Raw genomic sequence first — 20,708 nt, forward strand, 5'->3', positions numbered from 1 at the left:
TAGCGAATCTTGGCATTTAGTAATGGGTAATAAGGCACAAAAACGCCGCTGGTGGCAGCGGCATTTTTGTTATTTTGATAGCTGTTGTTCGACTTTGTCACTTATTGCTCCACTTCCACCTAATATCACATAAGAGGATGCTTTCCTTTGGTTGATGAGTGTATTAATTTCTTTCGGTATCGCATCTTTGGTAACAAGGAATTTTGGAGCATCGCTTTGCGCAGCAGCTACTGATCCGGTCAGTGCGTCTGGGAAGTTCATTCCACTCGCATAGTAAACTTTTTCATAGTCGGAGTAGAGCCTCGATACAATATTCGCATTTGTTGCAAAGCGATTTTTACCAGAATAACGGGTTGGGTCTGGTAGGTTATTTGCAACGTTAGTGGATATAACACCCGTACCTCCGACCACGTACGTTTTCTCGACGTTTTCAAGTGCTATTTTCGTTGGATTTGCTAAAGTTTTCGTGTTCGTTAGTAATATTGGATAGCCTTTTTGAGCTGCATATGGAGCGATTGCCAATGCGTCTGGAAAGTTCATGCCGTATGCAAGCACCGCTTGATCGTAGGGTTTGAGTTCTTCCGCAATGTTTGCGGCCGTTTCGAATCGGTCTTTTCCTTTGATTCGATCTAACTTTAGACCAAGCTCTTTTAGTTGAGCGCTGACAGATTCCGAGACTGCACCAGTTCCACCTAGAATAATGGCCTCAGTTGCACTTAATCTTTGAATTTCCTTTACTGTTCCAACTGATAAACTCGTTTTTCCAGCTAGGAGAATAGGAGCTTCAAGCTTTTTCGCTAGTGGACCTCCCGCGAGAGCATCTGGAAAATCGTAGCCTGTCGCAATGATGACTGTTTTAGCAGAGTTGTACGTTTGTTTACTAATTTCATTGGCTGTCTCAAATCGGTCTTTTCCCTTTAGTCTCACAATACTCTCTAATTTTGTTTTTACCGTTACAAAAGGGCCATCTGTTGTACGGTTGCCTTTCTTGTCCACGGCTTCTACCTTAAACCTATAATACTTATTTGCTTGTAAGTCTAATATTTCAGTGGTTCTAGTATTACTGGAAACTGTTTTAATCAACTCATCTCCAAGATACACTTCATAATTCTCAATACCTGAAGCATCTGATGCTGGGGACCAAGACAAGGATACTGAATCAGCTGTTATATTGGTTGAAGTTACATTCGCACCTGATTGCCATATAGGCTCATCAAGATCTTCATTACCAAAAACGACTTTCCCCTTCATCTCATCCTGGCTGTAATCCATAATCTCAATCCATAGATCTGTCGGTGTGCCGTCATTTAAATGAGTATTTGGCTTTGTATTGCTGTTCAATAATGTCTTAAAGCCTTTTCGGTAATAGTGATTAAAGTCTTTATACCAGCGGTCGTTATCTAAATCGCTCCCTTCTTCTGCCTCATTTGCTTCTTCAAGATCGACATACTTGTGAGCTTCATTATCGTTATATGTCCTTACTCCTTCATCAATATGCCAAACCGCTACCCCGCCAGATACGGTCGCATTCTCTAATCCTTTGTCATACCCTGTGTACTGGCGATTTTCAATGAGAAAGTATTCCCATGGATTCTCTGTGTTGATTTTTATAACATTATAGCCACCATTTTCGATCGAGTTGAGGTTGATATTACTAGACTTTGTAATCACTTCGGGATCAACAAAACCAAGCTGAATTTTCGACCAGGCGTCCAAATGTGTTGGGGTCGCACCAGAATGCTCACCTGTTTTTTCGGTCCACGATCCTCCTGCCATCAAGCTGTGTATACCAATTCCTAACGACGATTGGTCACGATCATACAGATCTGGTAATCCAAGATCGTGGCCAAGTTCATGAGCGATGATGCCGATCGTCGCCATATGATCTCCGTGATTCTCTCCAAACTGTGTATATCCCCCACCTTTATACAACGAACCAACGTAAACATTGTCTATCTTTGGAACATCAGTAATCATTCCACTTTTATGACCCCACACCGCATTCGTCGTGTCACCATAACTTGCCTCACCGCCTGCAATCACTGTTACGATGTGAAGTTCATCAGACGTAATATATTTGCTGTTGTCTTTATCATAGTCTTTATAATTCACCATTGAATCAGAAGCGACTATAGCATCTTTAGCAATCTTGATGAAAAGGTCGTCCCTTGTTGGCTTCCCTACTGGGTCAGGATGATTATAGTCAAGCGTTACCGATACAACACCGTTATTTTGACCACTCGTCTCATCAGCTGGATTAAATCCAAACTGGCCTGAAGATACTTCATCATAATAGTTGTTCAACGAGTTTGCAGATCGATTAAAGATCTTATCATTCCATTCAGATTCAGAATGAGCAATTCTCTCATCTTTGAAACTAACAAGTAGAACAACGAGGTCATGCGTTGATCCTTTCAAAGACTGTAGCGTACTTTTATGTACTGAGGGACTCATCATTTTAGGTTTCCCCTCGGTTTGAGAAGGTAATTCAGCCATTTCATCTCTATCAGCTACATCATTAGGGAGCTTATCGATTCCTACTTTGGAAGAGGTAGCAGTAAGGTTCGAATCCTCGATCTTCCCATAAACCCAATAGTCATCATCACCTCGTAAAATGATATGTCCATCCTTCGTTTCATACCAGTGTTTAAACTCGTTTCCCACCGGCTTTGCTTTAAAAGTTGTGCCATCGGGCTGTGTTACCGTTCGAAATACCTCGTTAGCTGGTGCTGAAAATACATTTTCGTTCCATATAAAGAACATAGATACAGTGAGTATAATTGCAACGATTGTTCTACTTATCTTCAATCCTACTTCCCCCTTTTAATTACCTAACAAATTATATAAGTAAAATACTATCACAAAACTAGTAATCAGGATAATATTCCCACTCAAAAAAATAAGAGGTGCCGTAAAATGGGCACCTCTTCTGCATTCATTTTAATGAATTAATTGTTTAATAGAATTTTCGTAAGATCTTTCTCAACGTTGATTACGTCGTCACCGCCTAGGAAAGTATAGTGGTCAAACGATGATTTTTTTAGGTAAGACTGTGTTGAAGGCTGTAACTTCCCCTTTGAAGAAATGATTAAGGGAGCATTATCTTTCGCTGCTAGTACTGCCCCTGTAAGGGCATCTGGAAAATCCTCACCGGTTGCAACATACGCTTTTTCAGTTCCGAGTGGAAGATTTTCTAGTATATCAACGTTTGTTTCATAACGATCCTTACCAGCGTATCGTTTATAGTTTGAAAGATTAGTTAACGCTTTTTCACTAACGACACCGTTACTTCCTACGACGATCACGTTGTCATAGTTTTTGATTGCTTTTGCAGTAGCTTCTGGTAGGACATCTTTTTTAGTTGTTAAATAAATGGGATATCCTTTTTTAGAAGCATAAGGAGCTATAGACAAAGCATCTGGAAAATTCATACCTAATGCAAGAACAGCAGTATTACTTTTCGGAAGTTGGTCCGCTATTAGTGCAGCTGTTTGGAAACGATCCTTTCCACCATAACGTTTTACTTCGATACCCATGGTTTCAATTTCTTTCTTAACATCGCTCGTAATGGCACCTGCACTACCTAAAATAATAACTTTAGTAGGATTTAAACGCTCTAACTCTGCTTTTGTTGATGCTGTTAGCTTGTTATCTTGTGTTAGCAGCATCGGTGCATTTAGGTGATGTGCAAGAGGCGTTCCTGCAAGGGCATCTGGATAATCTCCACCTCTAGCGATGACAACTGTATCTGCCCCATTCGGCCACCCATCTTGCGCAATCGCTGCTGCTGTTTTGTATCGATCAGAGCCTGATAAACGTTGACCAAGTTGAAGCATATCTCCTGATGAAACATGAGCCTCTTTTCCGCTCTCTAGTTGTACTTTATACCAAACATAATGCTTGGTGCGCATATCTTTATCTTCAAAATCGTCATCGTATCTTTCCGATTGATCATAAATTGGGTCGCTAATGATTGTTACAGTTTCTCGTTCTGAGGCTTTTCTAACTGAATTTGCACTACTAGAAGGCCCAACCCTTAGATTAGCATTCGGAGCTGTGAGAACTAAATCATTCTCTTTATAGCTCTGATTTGTTTTATGAAGTTCCTCTTTAGGAAGTTCATATTTAAGTTTATTGAATTTAAGGTCACCTTTCTCTCCAGGTACGTACTCAAAATCACCTTTTGTAAATTTGAAAGGAATTGGTTCAATATCCTTTAGTTCTTGATTCTCACTATACATCATGATAGACTTATAGACTTTTTCCTGATATGCATCAAGATTGCGCTGTAGTGGATCGGACTTCATAATGATAGGACTATTAACTTGCTTTATTCCATTGTAAGCAAGCACAGCAAAATACCAGCTTTCGAGTACATCACGATCGTTATCGTTCACAGTAGGAAGCTTTCCGCTCTTCCCTTCAAACTTGTCGTTCAGAATTTTCAAGCCCTCTTGAATGTTATAACGGGTATTGCTCTTAAGCTTCTCCTTTTCTGCATCTGATGCATTCGGCTTATACACCTGCATAACGCCAAGCGCTCCTACACTCGAAACATTCTTCTGATCCCACGCACTTTCCTCATACGCTATCGCCTTCGCTACCTCTGGTGGAATATCCATTTTAATTGCTTCTTCAGTAAGGATTTTCCCTATTTCTGCGTATGTAAGATCTTCAGCTGCTTGCGCTTCCTTGCCTCCTAGCTGCAAACTACTAAAACTACTAACTACAAGTAACGCAATAACCATAGAAATAAAAAACTTTTTCAACACATTCTCCCCTTCCCCTTTTACCAACTTTTTCTAGTGTAACATGAAAAAGGGTCAGGTGGGGGACGATCCCCTACCTGACCCTGTTATACCATTAGTTAATCGATTCGAGCAGAGATTCAACGTTGCTGTTAACTGCTCCTTCACCGCCTAGAATAGTAAAGTGCCTGATTCCTAGTTCACTAGCTGCTGCTGAAATGGAATCATCTACACTCGTTGGAGGTACCAGTAAGAATGTGCTGTCCGTTTTCGCAGCAAGGACAGAGCCTGTTAATGCGTCTGCAAAGTCTGCTCCTGTTGCAATAAACGCTTTGTCAGCAGGGTTGAGCATCGTCGCGATTTTGGCAGAAGTAGCGTAGCGGTTTTCTCCACCGTAGCGATCGGCTCCAGGAAGGTGTGCCAAAACGCTATCAGAAATAACGCCAGTCCCTCCTACTGCAATGGATGAGTCAAATCCATCTAGCACTTTTTTCGTTGCATCTGGTAATGTGTCTTTCATTGTTAAAAGGATTGGATAGCCGTTCTCTGCCGCATAAGATGCGATGGAAAGCGCGTCTGGGAAATTCATTCCGTTCGCTACAACCGCTTTTCCTGGATTGCCATCTAGAACAGCAGCGATGTTCGTAGCTGTTTCAAAACGATCAGAACCACCGATGCGGTCGACATCTAGGCCTAATCCTTTGAGCTCATTATAGACATATGTTGAGACAGCACCTGTTCCTCCAAGGACATATGCTTTTTTCGCATTTAATCTAGCAATCTCGTCTTTTACCGTTTGAGGTAGCGTTTTACCAGTTAGCAAGATCGGTGCATCCATCTTAAATGCAAGTGGAGCTCCTGCGAGCGCATCCGGGAAGTCGTCTCCCCTTGCGATGATGACGGTGTCAGCAGACTCCCAGCCTTGTTCAGAAATGGAAACAGCCGTTTCATACCGGTCTTTCCCAGAGATTCGATCGACTTTCACTGGTACGACTACCTTAATGTGCTTCCAAAACTCTTCCGCGATCACTTCATATCCTGCTTGACCAGGGTGAACATTTTGAGGGTTTGGTAAATATTTTGTATAGTTCGCTGCAATCACATCATACGTAGGGACAAATCCACTACCTGATCCAATAGCGATGGCTTCAATCATTTGATTTAAAGAAGTCATCAGTTCAGTGAACACCGCTTGCTGTTCAGCTGGATAAGCGTAGAACGGGTTATAGTAGCCCTGAATGAAGACGTTGGCATCAGGGTTCAACGTACGAATGATGCCCATGATTTGAACATAATTTGTTTGTACTTTTTGAAAAAGCGCCTTCACTACCTCTTCGTTCTCGAGATCTTCTGGACTGGTTTTTAAAAGGTTAAGAAAATCGTTTGCTCCAATCGTGAGCGTTATGAGGTCAGCACTCGCTACAGCTTGTTGTGCTTCAACGTTCGTCGTTAACTGTTCCAGAAGGTCATCAGTCGTAAAACCTGGAACGGCAAACTTCTTTGTGAAGGATTCTAATTGATCGATATTCTCTAAATCATCTGCTATGTAATCAGCATAGCTATCACCAAGTGTTCCATCTGACTGAACTCCTGCAGCCAATGAGTCACCAAGTGCAACATATTTCCATTCATCATGAACATTGTTTGACTGGGCAGCATATGCAATGGACGGAGCAAATAACATCAGTACAAGGGACAGGATAAACAGTAATCGCGTTTTTCGAACACTTTGGTTCAATCGTTTCCCTCCTTTGATTGTTGTTCTTTATCGTATGCACTATAAAGAACGTCGTTTATACTATTTGCTACCTCATCCAAAAGTCCTGCAAGAAATAAAAATAAAGGAAGCGCCGTAGCACTCCCTTTAGTATTTCTTTATTTTGAAAGCTTATTAAATACGTCGTCACTCACCGCACCAGTTCCACCAGTTACTGTGAAATCGTAAGCTTCTAGATCAGCGATTGCTTGTTCAGTCGCTTCAGGAAGCTTGTTCGGTTGAACGAGAAGGATCGATGCATTTTGCTTCGCTGCAAGCACAGAGCCTGATAGCGCATCTGCAAAGTCCATGCCAGTTGCTACGAATACGCGAGCTGAAGGATTTAGATCAGTCGCAATCGTTGCAGCTGTGCTGAAACGGTCTTTCCCAGCATAACGAGTTGCTTTTGGAAGCATCCCTTCTACTTCTTCACTAATCACACCAGTTCCACCTGCAACGATCGACATATCAACGTTCGTAAGAGCACGCTTCGTTACGTTAGGAAGCTTATCGTCTTCAGAAAGTAAGATCGGATAGCCGTTACGAGCCGCGTAAGATGCGATCGAAAGTGCATCTGGGAAGTTCATACCATTCGCTACAATTGCTTGTTCAGGTGAGCCGCCAAGACGTGCAGCGATGTTTGCAGCCGTATCGAAACGGTCTTTTCCGCTGATTCGCTCAACGTCGATTCCTAGACCTTCAACTTGATATTCTACATACTCACTTACTGCGCCATTTCCTCCTAGAATCACAACATCCTTCGCACCAAGACGCTTGATTTCTTCTTTAACCTTTTTGTTAAGAGAATCCTTACCAGTAAGCAAGATTGGAGCATCTAGTTCATATGCAAGTGGAGCACCAGCAAGTGCGTCAGGGAATGCATCGCCACGAGCTAGAACAACAGTGTCTGCACTTTCCCAGCCAGCTTTAGAAACTTCTATCGCCGTGTCATAACGGTCTTCACCAGAAAGACGTGTTGCTTCTTCTTCAACGATTCTTGCTTCTTGACCCATTTCGATCGTTTTACCGTCGATGTACTCAACAAACAGTTCGTAGTCAACGAAGAAGAGCTCATCCATACGACCTTCTTCAGCTGCTTGACCCATTACCGTGTAGCCATCTCCACCAGTGGCGATGAAGGAGTTTGTCGCAACTGTGTACGTTGCTTTTGGATCGATGTCTTCGTAGCCTTTTTCAGTTTTCACATTTACATCTAGGATACGTTTACCTATCTCTGCTTCTTCATCGTACGAGTACATGATTCCAGAAACTTGAGGGAAACGTCCTTCTCCATCCTGAATACCGCTCACACCGTGCTCAAGAGAATCGATGATTTCTTGTCCAGTCAAGTCAAGCGTTACAAGGTTGTTACCGAATGGCATCGTTGTTAGTACTTCACCCATCGTGATCGGTCCTTCATCGATGGAAGCGCGGATACCGCCACCGTTTTGAATTGCGATCGTCGCACCAAATTCTTCTGCTTTTGAAAGCATTGCGTCTGTGATCAAGTTTCCAAGGTTCGTTTCACCAGCACGTACGGTATCACGCTCGCCATCAAGGAATACGTCTGTGTGACCAACGACTTCTTTTTCAATTTCTTCTAGAGGTTTCTTCAGCTCTTCATAAAGCTTCTGAGCTTCAGGATCTGGTTCCATCGTCCCTTTGTAATCAACGCGTATGAGGTTTTCGTCCCAGTCAGTAAGGACACCGTTCGCATCGAAGCTTACTTGAAGGTCACCAAGGTATTTGCCGTATTCAAATGCTTGTACTACCACTGTTGGCTCTTCGTCTTCATTCACCACAATGCCCTCCGGAAGCTCAGTGTGACTGTGTCCACCAACGATAACGTCGATCCCTTCAACTGCTTCAGCAAGATCGACTTCAGTGTTTTTTCCAAGGTGAGTAAGAGCGACAATCTTGTTGATGCCTTTTTCTTCAAACATCTTCACCATTTCTGCAGCGTGCTCCTGATGATCTTCGAACGTTAGCGTATCTCCAGGACCAGAAAGCTCAGGTGTTGATTCAGTTGTTAGACCGAATACGCCGACCTTTTCACCGTTCACATCGAGGATAACAGCCGGGTAGATCGTACCGCCGTCTCCAGGTGTACCAACTTCATTTTTATAAAGAGGGTTAAGGTCTTCATTCTGACTGTAATCGATGTTTGAGCTTACGATTGGAAACTGAGTCTTTTTAACGAACTCAGAGAACGTTTTAGGTCCTTCATCGAATTCATGGTTACCAGGAACCATTGCATCGTACTCCATCATGTTCATGAACTGAACGTCAGCAAGTCCTTTGTATTTATTGAAGAAAAGCGTACCAGAAAATACATCTCCACCATCTACTAGGATCGAGTTCTCGCGATTTGCACGAATGTCTTTGATCGCAGTCAAACGTTTTGGAGCGTTTTCAAGGTGAGCGTGCGTGTCGTTCGTGTGCATGATCGTTAAGTCAAAATTCCCTGTAGCCGCTTCAGAAGGTGTTGCTGGTGCAGCAGCTGCGATTCCCATCGCAAGGGCAGCAGACGATAGTACTGCGATAAATGGCTTCTTCATGTTCATATGGTAAGACACTTCCTTTTCCTTTTATTAAGTATGATAGATTGCTAGTTGGGCGGGGCACTGCTCTCAGCTCGTACCCCCGCTCCAATTACTTATTCAGTTGATTCATGACGTCTTCACTTACAGCACCAGTTCCACCAAGAATGCGGAAGTTCATAATGTCGAGTTCATCGATCGCAGTCTGTGTCGCTTTTGGCACTTTATTTTGTTGAACGAGAAGCATCACTGCATCTTCTTTTGCAGCGAGTACAGATCCAGTTAGTGCATCCGCAAATTCGCTTCCAGTCGTGATGAATGCTTTATTCGTTGATCCGACAAGATCAGTCGCAATCGTTGCTGCAGTCGCGTAGCGGTCACTTCCGCTATAGCGCTTTGGTTTAGGAAGCTCGTTAAATACGTCCTCACCGATTGCACCTGTTCCGCCGACAACGATCGTTTCATCGATGTAACGAAGAGCTGTTTTCGTAGCTTTAGGCAGTTTGTTTTTACCAGATAGTAAAATTGGATAGCCTTGCTTCGCTGCATATGAAGCAACAGCTAGCGCATCTGGGTAGTTGTAGCCATCAGCGATGACAGCTTTTGCTGGGTTACCGTCAAGACGTGCTGCAATGTTAGCAGCTGTTTCAAAACGGTCTTTCCCTGAGATACGTTCTGCTTTCATACCAAGACCTTCAATCTGGTATTCTACGTAATTTGAAATCGCGCCTGTTCCGCCAAGAATAATAACTTTTTCAGGTGATAGACGATCAAGCTCAGCACGTACGTATGCATTCAGTTTGTTCTCAGGATTCAAGAGGATCGGAGCATCATACTTATAAGCGAGTGGTGCACCTGCAAGAGCATCCGGATACGTGTCACCGCGAGCGATCACAACTGTATCTGCCTGCTCCCAACCTTCTTTTGAAACTTCAATCGCTGTTTTGTAGCGGTCTTTTCCACTCGTACGCTCAACTTTTTTACCAAATTGGATCTGAGCTAAAACTGGATCATGATCACTCGCACGGCCATCAGCTTCACTAAAGTCTGAATTGATGTTAATGCTGTCGATCGCCGTATGTTTTGCTAGATTGTTTGTTACGAGAATATGGTCGAGAACTTGAGAGTTTCCTTGATAGATGTACGTGTAACGCTGTTCAGGAGAAAGTTTCTCCATCATATTCGTTAGTACATCGCCTTCAAGCGTGTTGATCGGATCAGAGAACTCAAAGTCGTTCAAGTCGCCTAATACGATTACATTCGCATCTTCCATCGTATCGACCGCACTGTTAACGAAGTCATTGATAACAGTTGCTTGTTTCATACGCTGAACTTCACTTCCAAGAACGACAGGGTGTTCGCTACCGAATAGTCCGCCATCTCCACCTTTAGAATTAAAGTGATTAGCGATGACGATTACCTTTTCACCGTTGAATGTAAATTCTCCAGCGAGTGCTTTACGAGAATCATCGAACGCTTCGTTCGTTGGATCGATACGGCCAGGGTTATGCGTAAGGCCATCTTTGTCGACACCAACAGCAGTCGTTGCATCTCCAGCAGGCTTGTCTGAGAAATCAACGCGATCAGGATTGTAGATGAATCCTACGCGGATGTTTCCTCCTGGCTGCCCGCCGTCCGTTTTATCAAGTGGTGCGATATCAGCGAATTCATACGTTGGGCCGCCAGCTGTTTCGATCGCTTTGATCAGCGCTTTGTAAGATTCACTTGCATCTGTCGTGCCATCGTCAGTCGGACCGTTGTTATCTTGTACCTCAACAAGGCCGATGATGTCCGGTGTTTTCATGTTTGAAACGATCGACTCTGCAATTTTTTCTGCTTTTTCTGTTTGAGGAGCACGGAAGTTTTCGATGTTGTATGTTGCTACCGTAAGCTTCTCATCTGAAACATCGATTTCAGTCGTTTCTCTTTCAACTCCACCGTCGATCACGGATGGGAATGTACCCGTCGGACGAATTTTGAAGTTGCTATAGTCATAGCTAACGTTACCAAGGATAGAACCATCGAACATATCTCCCGTTTTTACAGTAACGTCGATTCCATCAACATCGATCAGCATGCGTTCAGGATTGTAATCTTCTGGTGAGATTAAAAGCCCGTCAGCGCGCGTACGCAGTTGATCGTCGCTTGTATTTACGAAAACAGGAACTTCGTCATATTTCTTTGGTCCAGAAATCGTTGCATCAGGAATCTCGATCAGCATTCCTTCGAGACTTTCATAAAAATCTAATCCGTCTGTTTCCGGATCAAATGTTGTCATGCCGTCATCTTCAATGTTTTCTGTTGGCGGCGTGCGGTCTGTTCCGATTACGATCGGAGCAGGTACCTCTTGATCAGATGAAACAACAGTGACGTTTGATGCTGAGATTTGGGTTGTTAAAAGATCTTTTGCATCGTCATATCCGCCTTCTCTCCACTCGGAGACTTTACCGTCAACGGATACTTTATCGCCAACTTTTACAGAATTACCTTTGCTATAAACAAAGATTCCTTCTGATGTTGCGATGTTTTCGTCAGGCGTTTCACTCTGCATGTAGAAGCCGTTCGCACCAGCTTTCGCTGTTACGATTCCTTGTACCTGTGATACTGGCTTGTCCTTATAAGGAGATTCATGTCCAGCACCTTGGATATCATGAATGTTCAATTTGTCTGCTGGCTTTAATACCGTGTAGCTGAACGTTGCGACTTCGCTTGTTCTCCCGTCTTTAGAAGCGATCGCTTTAATCGTTATATCTTTTGTAAGTGTGATCGGTGCTGTATATTCAGTGCTTTGTTCTGTTGGAGTTGAACCATCCATTGTGTAATGGATTTTTGCTCCTTCAGTTGCCGTTTCAAGCGTTACCTTCGTTCCTTCTGTTACTGAACCAGCTCCAGGGCTAGCCACAACAGAGAAAGCGTTTTCAATGATGTCTGATGAGCTACGGAAAACGAGCTTGTATTCACCAAAGTCGTAGTTGATGACACCACGAAGAATCTCGTAGGTTTTTCCTATCTCAAGGTTGTCTGCATTAGGGTTATCGATTTTGAATTCGCCAACAGAATCAGTTGCATTAAACTCGCCATATCCTGCGTCTGATTCGATCGTAACATTTTTAAGTTCAACGAATTCTCCTTCAACGACTTCACCGTTTTCGGCTGTTAGATTACTAGATTGGATTAGTTGTGGTTGTGGAATACCTGCATTTTGCGTCGTAATTGTGATATTTGAAGAAGATGTGCTGATCTGTGCCATACCTTTAAAATCACTCAGGCTGCCCTCTACAGTGACTTCATCACCTGGGTTTGCTTTGATTCCTTCAGCACGTACAATGATTCCAGCTGTATTGTCTTGGATGTATAGGTTTGTACTGCTACCAGCGATAAAGGAAGCTGTTGCTACTCCTTTTACTTTCACTGCTGAACCAACTGCTTTTGAGCGTGCATCAGCGATCGATGAAAGCTCGACAGGTTCAGGGTCTGTTCCACCGTCTGAAAGGTGAGAACCGAGATATGTCGTTGTATCTGTCGCGTGGGACGTCCATTCTGATGATGCATCGAATGCGTCGTTCGGGTTCGTATCGCCCGATTTAATGGAGTCGTTACGAACGAGAGTAACGTCTTTCGCGTAATCAGTGCCATTTGCGATTTGACCAAATGAATCGACAATCGTGCCGTTCTTTTTTAGCGTAATCGCATCATTGCCGTTGAATTTAGCTAAACCATGTGTTTTGTCAGCTTGATCTAAGATAGCTTGGTTAGCAGAATTATTAGCAATGACGTATACTTCTCCGTCCTCTAGTGTGCCTTCTAATGTTAAGGTCTCACCAGCATCAGACTTCTCATTAAAATATACTTCTAATGTATAGTCTGATAGATTAACTGAACTACCTGTTCCGTTGTAAAGCTCGAGTGCCTTGTTGTTTGACGTGCCCTCTATGTATTCAGAAATGATAACATTCTGAAACGTCTCTTCAGCAGCTGATGCATACTGAGAAACAGGAGCAGCAAAAAAGCTCAAAATCATCGAAAAGATCAGCAAGAAGCTAATCGTGTGACTCGAAGGCTTCCTTTTCAACTTATATCCCCCCGGAATTAGTCAGATTATGGCGAAAATTATCCGCCTCTTGCAGTATACAATAAAATCCAAGAAAAATCTGTAATTTCCATGTAAATTGTTTGTTGAGGGAGGCGAGAAGGGACCTGACCTTAAACAAAAAGAAACCACTAGGTCGATGGCTCGATCTAGTGGTCTAGGGGAAGGTTTATCTTCTTCTCTTTCTCATCAACCCTGATGGCTACTAGCCACCATGCTCTTGTAGGGAGATGGGCTTGAAGATCCTAGAGGGATCACTGCGGAGGTACTGAAGGGTAAAGGGTTTATAGAGGTTGGGTATAAGCAAGTAACGTAGTGATGCTAGAGTTCGTTCAACACCGCTTCAAAGGCTGAAACTCCTGGATAAGGTTCATACCCATCCTCTATCGAACAGCCTGGTATCTGTTCAGATAGCGCATCACTACGCGGAAGCATGAAAATTCTTCGATTGTGCTTTCGTGCAAAGCGGGCGGTGGACAGTGCACCACTTTTCACGCCAGCTTCAATGACAACTACGTGACTCGACCACGCACTGATCAGCGCATTTCGCTGTATAAATTGCTTTGGGGTTGGACGTGTTCCAGGTGCGTACTGGGAAATCACGGCTCCTTTTTCAATAATCGCTTCGTAGAGCGAGCGGTGCTCTTTCGGATAGCAATGATCGACCCCACTTGCAAGGAAGGCGATCGGTACACCACGATTTACGAGGCAGCCAACGTGTGCAGCTCGATCGATTCCTTTCGCTAGTCCGCTGATCACAGGAATATTTCTATTAGAAAGTGTGTACGAAAGTTCTTCGGCAGCCCGTCTTCCTTCCTCTGTACAATTTCTAGAACCTACTATTGCTACAGAAGGAGTGAATGAACGTATAAGGCCTTTATAATACAATACTGCTGGTGACTCCGGTAAATCTTTAGCATACGACGGATAAAGGGGGTCATCCCGGGGCAAAAGCCAGATCTCTTCTTTTTGAGCACGTTCAAGAATACGCTTACAATCTTCGAGTGACCGAGCTTCCAAAACAGCTTCTCGGACACGCTGAGTAATTCCTTTCACTTTTTGCAGCTCTAAAGAAGAAGCTTCATAGATTCGCTCAGGAGTCCTAAATGCGGTCAGTAGTTTCTTTTGAGAAACAGGACCGACATGTGGGATTGAACAAAGCCAAATCCAATGCTCCATTCTTGTCTTCTCTTTCTTTATGGATTTTTAACTACATCTTTGAGAACGTGTTTTAGGGACTACAATTTCAAAGCCGATAGATTTATGACCCCTGGGTTCTAACTATGGTTTTTGCTACTTTTCTAGGAGAATATGTATGCGGAATCTACGAGCAAATCCTTTATGTATGAAAGATAGGCACCATAACGCCTCCAGGCAATGGATGGAAAACCATCTCATGGCTGGATACAGGTGTAATAATTAACTTAGGTGGTTTCCATTCAAAAGGGAGTCAAGCAGCTCAGATGTGTATCGGGTTTGAAATACGTGTCCTTAGCCATATTTCTAATTGGAATAGCTGGCGTTGATGACTTTCATGATTTCACCTGGTGGGTAATCGAAGGTTTCGATGGAGAGTTGCACATGGTTCGTCATGAGGCAGTATGCGTGTAACGGAAAGCGGTAAAAGCTTTTTCTAGAACTTTGAGAATCCTTCCACTCGGTAGACTGATAATTTTCGATTCCCTTGGCAAACGATATGATCCTTCGCCTCCTAGAAATCGAGTCATTCGTATTGCTGTTCTAAAAGAGGAAGATGGGGATTTTATACTATTGCGTGGTCGATAGTTGTAGTATATCACTTTCTATAATTTGGGAATAGTAAAATTTTAAAATATTTGGAAATATTTTAAAAAAGAAAAGGAAAGAGGGTCAGATGCGCATCTGACCCCCTCGATAACCTATTTACTGTTCTATCATTTTCCTAACGACTTCTTCACTTACTGCGCCTGTTCCCCCTAGTATTGTAAACTCATTTGCTTCCAAATCTTTAATTGCTTTCTCAGTAGATTGTGGTAGTTTGGTAGGTTGAACCAGGAGCATCGCTGCATCTTGTTTTGCCGCTAGTACCGATCCAGCTAGTGCATCTGCAAAATCCATTCCTGTTGCGATAAACACATGCTGTGATGGATTCAATTCAGTTGCTACTGCAGCTGCTGTACCAAAACGATCTTTACCAGATACACGTTTCGGTTCAGGCAGTTTAGAAAGAACGCTTTCGCCCACTACCCCAGAACCTCCAACTACAATTGAAGTCTTCATAGAATCCAGCGCTTTTTCTGTAGCTGATGGTACTTTGTCTTTTAATGTGAACAGGATCGAGTTCCCTTGTTCTGCTGCATACGACGCTGCAGACAATGCATCTGGGAAATCTAGACCATTCACAACAACAGCTTGATCAGCTGCTCCCATTCGGGCTGAAATATTTGCTGCAGTTTCAAAGCGATCCTTTCCGCTAATGCGGTCTACTTTCACATTAAGACCTCGAAGTTCGTATGCAACGTAATCGGATACCGCACCTTTCCCACCAAGAATGATGACTTTCTTAGCTTTCAAGCGTTTGATTTCTTCTTTTACAACGTTTGTTAAGCGATCTTTTCCAGTTAATAAAATCGGCGCATCTAGTTTGTAAGCATACGGACCACCTGCAAGCGCATCTGCGAAGTCGGTTCCGTTAGCTAAAACAACCGTATCTGCTTGATCCCATCCTTTCTTTGAGATCTCAACCGCTGTTGCGTAGCGGTCTTTTCCGAACAAACGGTCTGGCTCTGCAGGCTCCCCGCCACCCGATGTAACCGTCCACGTGTATTCTTTCGTGTTCTTCGCGATCGCGCCACCATCATTGTTAAAGATATCAGACTTGTTCTCTTCCGATGGCTCGATCGTGATTGGGATGTTGTTTTCACCATTTTCAAGTTTCACTTCATGGCTGAACGACATATCGTCATTCACTTTTACATTTTCACCATTAATCGTTAGAACGCCTTCTTTGATGGCATTTCCTTTGAACATGACGGTGTCACCTTCTACTTCTGCACCGTTTTCTGGTGCATCAACAACGACCGGCATGTCGATCCATCGAAGAATTTCATCTTCAACGACCATCTTGTTGCCACCTTGATTAGTGACAGTGATGCTTAAATCCGTCCCGATGGCACCATAACCATAGTAACTAACGTCGTCGTCCGTCTTATCAGAACGTGTATGATCCGCTAGACCTTCTTGATCCCACGATTCACCTTTCGCGTACTTGTACGTTAAGATCGTGCCTTCAGGGAATGTTTTGGTAAGTTCCCAGTCAGGTGTAACCGCGCCGTTACGTGACATTTCCCATGCACTCGTGCTCCATCCGTTCTCACTGCCAGGCATCGTAACCTTCGCGCTTAGCGGCGTGTAATCCGGTGCATGAACTTTGAACGTGACATCGACCATCACGATGTCTGGCGTGATTGTTACGGCATTCGAAACGGTTTTGTTTCCTGAACGATCGTATGCCACTACTTTATACTCATACGTTTTACCATTCTCAACTGCAAAATCTGTGTAACTTACTTTTTCTGCATCATCCAGTCTCTCGATGATGTTACCATCTCTTTCAATTGTAAAAAGATAAGGGTCGTCCGCACCACTGAGGCTCCAGTTCAACGTGACTTGCCCAGACTCTTTTAGCGGTTCTTCAAGCGTAACTGACTCAGCAGGCGCTTTTGTATCATCCTGGTTTTGCGACAACGTCACTTCTTTTACGTTTGTCGTTTTCCACGTTTCACCACGATCTGTTGAAAATGCAAGGCGATATTGATATGTTCCAGTTTCAATCGGGCGGAAGTCAGCCGTGAATACGTTATAAGCGTTTCCGTCCCCACCTTGTCCTTTATAGGTCGCTTTTGAATCAGTCCATTCGCCGTCTTGCTTGACCTGTAACTTCGCCGTCAAGCCTTGAGCTAAACCTGATTCAGTCGCGCCGTCAATTTTCACTCCTGCTTCGATCTTAAATGTGTTGGAAAGGTCGAGCACACCGTCTTCGATTTTATTAACATCTGTCAGATCATAGCTTCCATCTTTCCACTCATAGTGCGGAACTGCTGCTTTCGTTGTTTCAGTTAAAGGTGATTCATTTCCTTCACCATCTATTGCCGTCACAGCAAAGTAGTACGACTGACCGTTTGTTAATCCATCGATAATGATCGATGTTTTATCTGTCGTCTCTACTTCTTCATACATCGCACCTTGTAAAGTAGATCGATAGACTTTGTACTGCGCTGCGTCACCCGTCCAGCTTAGCTCTACACTTCCTTCTAAAGCTTTCGCATTAAGTTCACTTACTGGTGTTGGAAGCTCGAAATTCTGGCCGCTATCAGCGATCAGCATGCGTCCTGTCATCGCAGGTACAGTCACGCTCATCTTGCCGCTTTTTACAGCTGTACTGTAGTCCTTCGCAAGGCCGTCGGTGAACGAAATCGTGTTCTTTACGATACCTTCTACGTCTAACTCGACTGTTTTGTTATCGTTTCCGCGATTCACCGCGATCACTGCTGCACCGTCTGCATTCGTACGGGCATAAACATATACATCGCCATCAGCATGTAACGTTCTTAAATCTCCATATGCGAGCAGATCGGCATTCTCTGATCTTACCTCACCAGCACTTTGGTAGTGCTTCACTAACGCTTCGTTTTCTTCACCCCATGGATACGTGCGGCGATCGTCAGGGTCTTTAGATCCTGTTACTCCCGCTTCATCACCATAGTAGATCGTCGGAGCGCCTGGGTACCCCATCTGAAGCACTGCCGCTAGCTTAAGTCGCTTTACCCCAAGCTCATGATTATAGTTCGGATCGAATTCAGCACGCTCATACGTGTCTGTTCCACCACCTAGGATATAAACAGCACGAGGCGTGTCATGAGATCCCATTAAGTTCATAAGGGCACGGAACGCTTCATCAGGATAGTCCTCCTGCACAGCCTTCAGCTTCTCATCTGCACTCGCAGCGTTACCATTTTTCAAGAAGTCTAAAATCGCTCCTTCAAAACGATAGTTCATAACCGAATCATACTGATCTCCAAGAAAATACTTAGACGCATCATCCCAGATTTCTCCGAGAATCAATGGTTCTTCTCCTTCTTTAAGCGTTGCACCCGCGCCTGCAATACTGTCTGATTTCAGCTCATCGCGGAATTCACGCCAGAACTCCATATCCACTTCGTTCGCTACATCGAGTCTCCACCCAGATGCACCGTTTGTGATCCAGCTTTTCGCTGCTGAATCGTCGTCATACATAATGTAATCCGAGAATTTCTGGTTGTTAAGTTCACTCGCATAATCGACGGCATCGCCCTCGATGCTCTTAATTTCAGGAAGCGAGTCATAGCCCCACCACGCCTGATAATCGTAGCGTTCGTTACCGTTCTCATCCGTCACGATTTCATTCTTGATGTTAAACCAATTATGAAAACCATACTCATCGTTGAATGTCTGGCCTTCTTCTTCAAGCTGTTTACGTGCTTCTTTTTTCGCTTCTTCTTCATACAGTCCCTTATCATTCATAAGATCATAGATTAGAGACCAATACTCGTATGCGCCAACAACGTCATATTTTCCGTAACGATCAAAATAGATCGAATCATCACCTACGTGGTTAAACACCCCGTCCATAATCAGATGCATGTCGCGCTTCTCAAGCTCTTTTGTAAATGCCTCAAATTCTTCAGGTGTACCGAACAATGGGTCGATATCTTTCCAATCCGTTGCATCGTATTTATGGTTCGATGCAGCTTCTGCGATTGGATTGAGGTAAATCGTATTAACACCTAACGATTCGATGTAATCTAGCTTCTCATGAATTCCTTTCACGTCACCGCCAAAGAAATCATTGCTCCAGATACCATCTCCTTCATATCCAGAACGATCAGCTAACCTCGGATTATCAGGAAGCTCATCCCATTCTTTATGTTCGATCGGCTCATCACCACGTGCATATTTCTTTGCATCATCGTTCTTCTCATTTCCGTTATAAAAACGGTCAGGGAAAATTTGATAAACGACTGCTTCCTTCATCCAATCAGGCGTTTTGAAGCCAGGATCGAACACAGTTAATTGATACAGTTCTGCGTTCCCATCGGTCGCTTTTCCTTTGGATCCCTGCTGTGTATCTTCACCATACTCAGCTTTTGCTGCACCATCACGTACAATAAACTTGTAGCCATAAAGACCTTTGACTTCTGGCTTCACGTCTGCCTCAAAAAAGTCCACTCCGTCAGAAGTCGCCGCTTTTTCCATCGGAACAAGCTTACTTGTACCCGTATTCTGATTCTTAATATACAATTCTGCTTTTGTTAAATCATCTTTTTTGGCTGAAAGACGAAGCGTAACAGTTTCGCCTTCTTTTACAGCACCAAACGGAGCTCGGTATGCTTCTTCCCAGGAGTTATGTAGAAGTTTTTCTTTGTTGATCGCTCCATCAGAACCCTCAGGGCTATAATCAGAACTAACATTTTTCGTTTCAGCGTTAAATTGGAACGTGATCGTTGCATCAGCAATAACGTTTAGCGAAACGTTATCCCCCGGATACTCTTCGCCCCAGTCGTTTCCTAACACAACTTTGTATTCATAGTTTCCTTTTGGAACATCTGCAGTGTATGTGTAAATGTTATCGAAATTATCATCGGTGAATAACGCAGTCGATGTTTTCGGACTCCACTCATCTCCAGCATCGATCGCAGGCTGGATAGAACCTACTAATCTCGGTTGCTTATCTTCGGAAATCTTACTGTAGAAAGTGGAATCTGCTACTGCATGCGTACCATCATGGTAATAGAACGTTACTTTCGATGCTTCAGAAAGCTCTAGCGGAATGTTCCCTCCATCTTTCCCATAGCTCTCCCCCCAAGATTGATTGATCGCAATCTTGTATTCATACTTACCAGCAGGGAGCTCTGCCGTAAATTCATAGAATCCATTCCCTTTGTCTTCCATGATCGTTTCAGATGCATCAGGCTTCCAATCCGCTTCTGCACCTAACTCATCTTGGAGATCGCCGACTAGCGTAACGGTACGTTTCGCATCAGCATCGCCGATTTGAAATTCACTGTTCTCTCCTCCATTAGAATTGAGAGGATCCTTCACCCATTCACCATCGACGATAAACTTGTACTGGTGCATTCCGTTCGATAGATCATCGACTTTAAGGCTCCAGACATCTCCATCACCTTTCGTCATCTCAAGAGCGCCTTTTTCCCAATCTGTAAAATCACCAGCGACTTTGACAGACGTCTTGCTACCGTCTCCCTGATAGTTGAACGTTGCGCTCGATCCTTCAATTACCGGACTCGTAAGCGTTGCAGCTTCGACACCCGGCATTGCTCCTGCCAGCAACTGCAACACGAGTACGATTGCTAGCGACAAAGAAAGCCGTTTTCGATTACGCCGTTTCATCGATATCCCCCTTTAGATTAAAATCCAGTTTGTGAAACCGTTTGCACAATAACGTTAGCGAAATCGTTTGCGCAAAGTTGCACAAAAACCATCTCACTAAATTAGCAAACGCTTTCAAACTTATGATGCCACAGGTTTGGCAGCTA

At 43.7% G+C, this 20,708-nt stretch carries 7 protein-coding genes; all 7 read right to left on the reverse strand.

From position 1 onward, the window contains the following. Positions 1-69: 69 nt before the first annotated feature. The 7 genes from ACXAHI_RS11180 to ACXAHI_RS11210 all read right to left on the reverse strand — a co-directional run bounded on the left by ACXAHI_RS11180 (position 70) and on the right by ACXAHI_RS11210 (position 20,562). Positions 70-2,808, reverse strand: coding sequence for a cell wall-binding repeat-containing protein (locus tag ACXAHI_RS11180; RefSeq protein WP_474847780.1), 2,739 nt, complete (start codon positions 2,806-2,808; stop codon positions 70-72). A gap of 140 nt (positions 2,809-2,948) precedes the next feature. Then, positions 2,949-4,769 carry a cell wall-binding repeat-containing protein gene (locus tag ACXAHI_RS11185; protein WP_474847782.1) on the reverse strand — a complete coding sequence of 607 codons (1,821 nt, stop codon included), beginning with the start codon at positions 4,767-4,769 and terminating at the stop codon, positions 2,949-2,951. Between the two features lie 94 nt (positions 4,770-4,863). After that, the gene (locus ACXAHI_RS11190) at positions 4,864-6,486 is read right to left on the reverse strand and encodes a cell wall-binding repeat-containing protein (RefSeq protein ID WP_474847784.1); all 1,623 of its coding nucleotides are present in this window, start codon (positions 6,484-6,486) and stop codon (positions 4,864-4,866) included. A 137-nt stretch (positions 6,487-6,623) separates the two neighbouring features. After that, positions 6,624-9,068, reverse strand: a complete 2,445-nt coding sequence (locus ACXAHI_RS11195; protein WP_474847786.1) for a cell wall-binding repeat-containing protein — start codon at positions 9,066-9,068, stop codon at positions 6,624-6,626. Positions 9,069-9,156: 88 nt separating this feature from the next. Beyond that, the gene (locus ACXAHI_RS11200) at positions 9,157-13,116 is read right to left on the reverse strand and encodes a cell wall-binding repeat-containing protein (RefSeq protein WP_474847788.1); all 3,960 of its coding nucleotides are present in this window, start codon (positions 13,114-13,116) and stop codon (positions 9,157-9,159) included. Between the two features lie 339 nt (positions 13,117-13,455). Continuing rightward, the gene (locus ACXAHI_RS11205; RefSeq protein ID WP_474847790.1) at positions 13,456-14,313 is read right to left on the reverse strand and encodes a DNA-processing protein DprA; all 858 of its coding nucleotides are present in this window, start codon (positions 14,311-14,313) and stop codon (positions 13,456-13,458) included. A gap of 723 nt (positions 14,314-15,036) precedes the next feature. Beyond that, positions 15,037-20,562: an alpha amylase N-terminal ig-like domain-containing protein gene (locus ACXAHI_RS11210; RefSeq protein ID WP_474847792.1), complete on the reverse strand. Its 5,526-nt coding sequence runs from the start codon at positions 20,560-20,562 to the stop codon at positions 15,037-15,039. Positions 20,563-20,708: the final 146 nt, after the last annotated feature.

It is taken from the genome of Anaerobacillus sp. ABD4_527 (genome assembly GCF_056160805.1).

Coding starts and splice junctions, on each gene's coding strand:
- ACXAHI_RS11195 (WP_474847786.1), bottom strand. CDS start 9,068: ATGAACATGAAGAAGCCATTTATCGCAGTACTATCGTCTGCTGCCCTT.
- ACXAHI_RS11205 (WP_474847790.1), bottom strand. CDS start 14,313: ATGGAGCATTGGATTTGGCTTTGTTCAATCCCACATGTCGGTCCTGTT.
- ACXAHI_RS11210 (WP_474847792.1), bottom strand. CDS start 20,562: ATGAAACGGCGTAATCGAAAACGGCTTTCTTTGTCGCTAGCAATCGTA.